Raw genomic sequence first — 6699 nt, 5'->3', positions numbered from 1 at the left:
TATTAGCTCCGGTTTCCCGGAGTTATCCCCAACTATAGGGCAGGTTGCCCACGTGTTACTCACCCGTCCGCCGCTAACCTTTAGGAGCAAGCTCCTTAAGGTCCGCTCGACTTGCATGTATTAGGCACGCCGCCAGCGTTCGTCCTGAGCCAGGATCAAACTCTCCATAAAAGAGAAAATTTGATTAGCTCAAATTTCTTGCTGGCATCAATTATGATGTCCAAATTTTGTTTCTCAACTTAATGAGAAACTGTATTTCATTAACGTTTTGTTGTTCAGTTTTCAAAGTTCATATCCAGTCGTTTTGACGACTTAATTAGTATATCATCTAGTTAGATAAAAAGTCAACTTTTTATTTAACGTATATCAATCTTTATTAGATTAACTTCGACAATATTACATTATCCATATACTAAAGTCAATCAATAACATTGCACCTCCGCTTGTGAAGCGACAACAGAAATTATTATATCAACTCTCAAACAGAAATGCAACAACTTTTCACAAAGATATTCATATAAAAATATGATGCCCCAAATAACCCTTTGAGACATCATCATTATCATTCCTTCAATTGAACTTTAACCCATTTCCTTACACTATTAATGAACCATATAGCGCTACTCTGGTTTAGATCAGCCACTGTTAAAACCTTTTCGTGAATACGCCCTTCCTTCATTAGTCGCTCTCTAAAGGTCCCTGCAAGCAATCCACTACTAATTGGGGGAGTCCACAATTTCCCATTCATTTCTAACACAACATTTCCATTCGTAAACTCTGTAATTTCCCCGTCTTCATTCCAAAGAAGTACATCAAACACCTCTGGGAATTTCCTTTGAAATTGAGAATATACTTCCCGGTTCGTTGTTTTATGATATAGGAACAAATTATTTTTATCGATTGGTTGATCAGCCATTGTTATATAGAATGGTTGATTGGGAGTTGTTAATGATTGTACGTCTATTTGTAATTCTTCCTTTTTATCAATTATACAACGTACCTTAAACTCCCCCTGTTTATTTCGCTCTGCAATTTGCAATAATTGAATTTTTACCATCTCTATATCAATTGCGTATCCAAAATACTTGGCTGAATTAGATAGTCTTTCAAGGTGTTCTTCTAAAATAAAGAATTCCCCATCTACTAATAAAAGGCTCTCCAACAACTGGAATTCCGGTCTTTGTACTTGTAATAAACTTGCCTTAGCTAAAATTTCATAGTATTCATCTTCTGTTGTCGAATCCCAAGTAATACCACCACCAACGCCATATGTTGCTTGACTCGTTTCTTCGTTTATCAACACGGTTCGAATTGGAACATTAAAAATGGCCTCTTTCGTTGGCGTAATATACCCAATCGCACCACAATATACTTCACGGGGGGCTGTTTCAAGTTGTTCAATAATATCCATTGTGCTAATCTTTGGTGCTCCTGTTATTGAACCACATGGGAAAAGGGCTTTAAAAATTTCTAGCAGTCCCGTATTTTCCTTCAAGGCTGCCGTGATTGTTGATGTCATTTGATGAACTGTTGGGTAATTTTCGATTTCGAATAATTTTTCTACTTGAACAGACCCTGGTTTGGCAACAACACTTAAATCATTTCTTAATAAATCGACAATCATTAAATTTTCAGCACGGTTTTTTTCGGAATGAAATAACTCGTTTCTTCTTTCCTCATCTTCTTGCACCGTTTTCCCTCTTTTTATAGTCCCCTTCATTGGACGTGTGGTAAGCTTCCCATCTTTTAAATGAAAGAACAATTCTGGGGATGCTGACAAAATACGATAATCTCCCGTGTTTATATACGCACAATAATTTGACGATTGGGCTTTTCTTAATTGTTCAAAAAAAGATAAGTCATCCCCTTGAAACATAGAACGAAGCCGAATTGTGTAATTGGTTTGATATGTATGACCATTTTCAATAGATTCCTTGATTGATTGAATGGCTCCACGATATTCATCCGTCGTAACGGAAGGGATCCATTCAGATAAATGGTACTCACCTGCACCTGAAAGCATTTCTTCTACCGGCTCTGTAAAGACTCCAAACCATAGTAAAGGCATGGTACTATTCTTTTTTACTTTGTAAGCATCATCAAAAGCAGGGGCACTTTCATACGATAGATATCCAGCGACATAATAACCCGCTTCAATGGCTTTTTCTATTTGTTCAAAGCAAGGTAGAACATCATTTATGGAATATGCAACAATTAGTTTAATCGGATTGCGAAAGGTTAATGGTTTTACTTCACCAACACTATTTGCAAACTCGAAAGACAAAATCGGCTCTTTTATCATGATGTTATTACCAGCTCCTCATTTACTTTATTAAAGAAGTTCTCTATCATTAATAGCCCACTCTCTGTCAATATTGATTCGGGGTGAAATTGAACTGCTTCCACTCTAAATTCTTTATGTCGAATGGCCATAATTTCACCATCTTCACTTTTTGCGCTAATTTCAAGACAATCGGGTAACGTCATTTCATCCACAACTAACGAATGATATCTAGTTACCTTTAAAGGCGATGGTAGATGACTAAAAAGATAGCGTTGGTCGTGTTGAATACGAGATACTTTCCCATGCATCGGTTGTTTTGCTTTTTTTACGACCCCTCCAAATGCTTGTGCAATGATTTGTTGACCAAGACAAACCCCCAAAATAGGAATATCACGATAGAATTTTTTCACAACATCTAAACAAACTCCAGCATCATCGGGATTACCTGGGCCAGGAGAAAGTAAGATAAAGTCTGGTTTCATCGCAGCAATATCCTCTAATGTTACTTGATCATTTCGGCGTACAATGACCTCTCCGCCCACTTGTTGTATATATTGAACTAAATTAAAGGTAAATGAATCGTAATTATCTATTACTAATATCAATTTGCTTATCTCCCTTTCTCAATTAAGCAATATTATAAAGGGATAATTGCAACGTGAAAAGGAAAAGTAAGATTATACAGGTGTTTTTACCTTACAAAATTACGTTACAATGTTCTTATAATTAAAATATAAGGAGTTCTATGTATATGTTGTATGCAGTAATATTGTTTATTCTTGCTGGTATAGCCGAAATAGGTGGGGGTTATCTCATCTGGTTATGGTTGCGAGAGGGTAAATCTTTTTATTGGGGTGTATTTGGAGGATTAGCTTTAGCAATCTATGGGGTAATTGCGACATTCCAATCCTTCCCGTCCTTTGGTAGAGTTTATGCCGCTTATGGTGGGGTGTTCATTGTCCTTTCCGTATTGTGGGGATGGGGCATTGATAAAAAAACACCTGATCTATACGACTGGGTTGGTGCTGCCATTTGTATAGTCGGGGTTTCCGTGATGTTGTTACCGCGACAATAAAAAACTAAGGCACAATAACAAAAACACTATTTTACCGGATATGGGGGTAGTGTTTTTGACACAAAATAAATCAATTTCTATTCTGGGGACACTTTAGTGTTGTTCTGAGCCAGAGTTACACCTCGGTTCCATCCATTTTCCAAAAGTAGCTTAGCTATCTATAACTAAACGCAACTCCAAATTCTTTACCTCTTCTAACCACTTATTAAGTTCGCCTGCTTCTTCCCAAAGTAGCCGTAATTCAGAGTGTTCTCGCACAGTTCGAACAGCATTAAGAGCATCATTCACTATATTTTTATCCAATGTTAATTGGTTATTCTCTACCCAATTTTCCAAGTCTTCAGGTAAATATTCAGGAGGCTTTCCAAGGATTATACATATAATCTCTCCAGCAGCAAGTATAGCTGTTGCCTCTGGTTCATCTAGCTCAAAGTTTTTCCTAAATAACTTGTTAAAAAACCCTCTCTTCCCTTTAGCAATATTTAAAGTATTCATTAACAAATCTAGCTGGTTTTCAGATTCTAGAAAATCGTGCATCCAATCCAATGCTGAATCGTTATCAAAATGACCAATATCCCATGCGCCCATAAATACCCCAACTTTTTTTCGTTTAGTATATATTTTTTAGAATATCTTATGCTTAAGTGATGTTTTAGAAAGGCTTGGGTAACCTAAAAGGAAAAAGGAGCACAATTAAATATGCCACGAAAATTGATATCTGCTATAAAAGAGCAATCTCACCCATTGAATGATCAAAGTTTGGATAAATTAATGGATGCTATTGGAAATGCCCAAATTGTCATGATTGGTGAAGCTTCCCATGGGACATCGGAATTTTATACAATTCGTGCTGAGCTATCAAAAAGACTCATTAATGAAAAAGGTTTTAGTGTGATTGCAGTAGAAGGAGATTGGCCTTCCGTACAAGCTATAAACCAATATGTAAAAGGCTATGTAGAAGAAACGCAATCCGCTAAAGATCTATTAATAAAAGCTTTTCATCGATGGCCAACATGGATGTGGGCAAATGAAGAGATAGCGGATTTTACTGAATGGCTAAAGGAAAAAAATAATTCTTTAGATAAAAAAGTTGGCTTTTATGGAATTGACCTATATAGTCTTTACGAATCCATTGATGAGGTTTTAAAATTCTTGTCAAATAATTCGAAGTACAAAGTAGATTTAGAACACGCAAAAAAAGCGTTTACTTGCTTTGAACCCTATAATAGAATGCCTGAACACTACGCCTTTTCTACTGCCCATTTTACAGATGAATGTATTAGGGAAGTATCGAGTCTCTTAAAGTCTCTTAGAAATCATGAAGAGCACTTCCCTGATCGACATGAGGAAGATTTAAATGTGATCATGAATGCCCTTGTTGCAAAGAACGCAGAGGCATATTATCGGGAAATGATGCAAGATGCGCTATCATGGAATACCCGTGACTTACACATGGTTGAGGCCATTAATGAAATTATAAAATACCATGCGAGGGATACAAAGATGATCATTTGGGAACATAACACACATATTGGAGATGCATCCGAAACAGATATGAAAGATGAGAAAATGATTAACGTTGGTCAAATCCTACGAGAACAATACGGAAAGGACAATACATTTGCAATTGGATTTGGCACATACGAAGGGACAGTTATCGCTGCTGATAAATGGGGAGAGCCTTTAAAGGTTATTGACGTACCTCCTTCAAAATTAAGTACGTGGGAAGGTCAACTTCATGCAGCTGGAGAAGAGGATAAAGTGTTGATTTTTACGGATGAAAATAGAGAAATGTTCAATGACTGGATTGGCCATCGCGCTATTGGCGTCGTATATCAGCCCCAATTTGAAGCTTATGGAAATTACGTTCCTTCTAGAGTAGGAAGTAGATATGACGCGTTCATTTTCATCAATTCTACTAAAGCATTAAGCCCTTTAAAAGAGTAAACCGTATGTATCTTAACATGTAAATTAGCACAGTAATTAGCAATAATTTTGACAAGTTAAAGGACTTAATTGATAACTAAGTCCTTTAATAATTAGTTCAGTATTCAAATATTGAACATAAAAAGTGTTAGTAAAATAAGAAAACCATGTTGTGTAGTCTATTCTATACGTTGAATGGTTTCGAGTCTCCCTATGTCTGAAGTTCGTTTATTCCAGATATAATTAATAAGATACTGTTGATTTTCCTCAACTAATTCAAATTCATTATGAGAAACCCTAACCTTTTTATTATTAGTTATCAAGTAATATTTCCCGTTATCATATCGTTTCTGTTCGACTATAAATACACCACTAGTGGATACTTCTTGGAATTGATGCTCTGTAATCATCACGATGATAACGATGGAAGATATCGTTACTACTGTTTTAATAATCGTTTTTAAATCTGACTTTTTCCTTCCCCTTTTACTTATATATTTAACAAAAAGGAATACATAGATAAGGGACAAAGCAGGTACTACGAATATAGCTATGTTAAAAGGTAGATACATCATTTCATGGAGATTATAATTAAAATCTGTAATAGTTTGAATTCTTCCAAGCTGTAACCCTATAAACGATAAATAAATAAGTACTAATAAACAGTACAAAACTATTTTTTGAGCTTCAAATAACTTTTTTATTTCTTCTTCTTTTCTTTCTCTATTATTTTGTTTCATTGTAACACCTCCACAAAATAAAATTTAGCATTCAAGTTATACTATACTACTGTTTTATAAATGTTCCATAAAACCCCTTAAATGTAGGGACATCTTTAACTTACAACTAACTTTTTTTAACATTATTTTTAATATGGTAATTAAAAAACTAATTAGCATATTTTTATCACATGACAATAAATCTTGTAATCCTGATAACTTAGTTGTTAATTATATTGCTAAAATTGCTATCAATACATTCAAAATTCTTATATCTCAATAAAAAATAGACTGCTAATTGTATGCGATAACTGAGGTGGTTAGTATGCATTTATGTACGGCCTATTCCATTAAATGTATTAGTTAATAAAGTTATCGCTCTAACTTTCAAAAAATTAAAAAACACCGCTGAAACTCAGCGGTGTTTGATTGCCTAGCAACGTCCTACTCTCACAGGGGGAAGCCCCCAACTACCATCGGCGCTAAAGAGCTTAACTTCCGTGTTCGGTATGGGAACGGGTGTGACCTCTTTGCCATCATCACTAGACTATTTAGTTGAGAGTTCGTTCTCTCAAAACTGGATAAAGACATTGATTGCATTTCAAGATTTGGTTAAGTCCTCGATCGATTAGTATTCGTCAGCTCCATGTGTCACCACACTTCCACCTCGAACCTATCTACCTCATCGTCTTTGA

At 35.5% G+C, this 6699-nt stretch carries 6 protein-coding genes and 3 rRNA genes; 2 read left to right on the top strand and 7 right to left on the bottom strand.

Annotated elements, in window-relative coordinates:
• From EK386_RS19475 to EK386_RS19465, 3 genes are all read right to left on the bottom strand, one after another.
• A 16S ribosomal RNA gene (locus EK386_RS19475) occupies positions 1–171 on the bottom strand; the annotation flags it as partial.
• 391 nt (positions 172–562) lie between these two features.
• Positions 563–2302, bottom strand: coding sequence for an aminodeoxychorismate synthase component I (gene pabB, locus EK386_RS19470; protein WP_126660842.1), 1740 nt, complete (start codon positions 2300–2302; stop codon positions 563–565).
• Complete coding sequence (locus EK386_RS19465; RefSeq protein ID WP_126660841.1) at positions 2299–2889, bottom strand: anthranilate synthase component II; 591 nt, start codon at positions 2887–2889, stop codon at positions 2299–2301. The genes pabB and EK386_RS19465 overlap by 4 nt, the downstream gene beginning before the upstream one ends.
• A gap of 146 nt (positions 2890–3035) precedes the next feature.
• Between EK386_RS19465 and EK386_RS19460 the strand changes: the two genes are divergently transcribed.
• On the top strand, positions 3036–3359 hold the full coding sequence (locus tag EK386_RS19460) for a YnfA family protein (protein WP_126660840.1): 324 nt from the start codon (positions 3036–3038) through the stop codon (positions 3357–3359).
• Between the two features lie 150 nt (positions 3360–3509).
• On the opposite strand, the gene EK386_RS19455 is transcribed toward EK386_RS19460, so the two are convergent.
• Complete coding sequence (locus EK386_RS19455; RefSeq protein ID WP_126660839.1) at positions 3510–3947, bottom strand: DUF4259 domain-containing protein; 438 nt, start codon at positions 3945–3947, stop codon at positions 3510–3512.
• 111 nt (positions 3948–4058) lie between these two features.
• Between EK386_RS19455 and EK386_RS19450 the strand changes: the two genes are divergently transcribed.
• Positions 4059–5306, top strand: coding sequence for an erythromycin esterase family protein (locus tag EK386_RS19450; protein ID WP_126660838.1), 1248 nt, complete (start codon positions 4059–4061; stop codon positions 5304–5306).
• Positions 5307–5464: 158 nt separating this feature from the next.
• Here EK386_RS19450 and EK386_RS19445 read toward each other — a convergent pair whose 3' ends face one another.
• The 3 genes from EK386_RS19445 to EK386_RS19435 all read right to left on the bottom strand — a co-directional run.
• Positions 5465–6025: a hypothetical protein gene (locus tag EK386_RS19445; protein ID WP_126660837.1), complete on the bottom strand. Its 561-nt coding sequence runs from the start codon at positions 6023–6025 to the stop codon at positions 5465–5467.
• A 410-nt stretch (positions 6026–6435) separates the two neighbouring features.
• Positions 6436–6551, bottom strand: a 5S ribosomal RNA gene (gene rrf / locus EK386_RS19440).
• A gap of 61 nt (positions 6552–6612) precedes the next feature.
• Positions 6613–6699: ribosomal RNA gene (locus EK386_RS19435) — 23S ribosomal RNA — on the bottom strand; the annotation flags it as partial.

The organism is Lysinibacillus antri (assembly GCF_003977595.1).
Classification (GTDB): domain Bacteria; phylum Bacillota; class Bacilli; order Bacillales_A; family Planococcaceae; genus Ureibacillus; species Ureibacillus antri.
The sequence above is the reverse complement of the archived record's forward strand: the minus strand, read 5'-3'. Positions and strand labels throughout refer to the sequence as shown.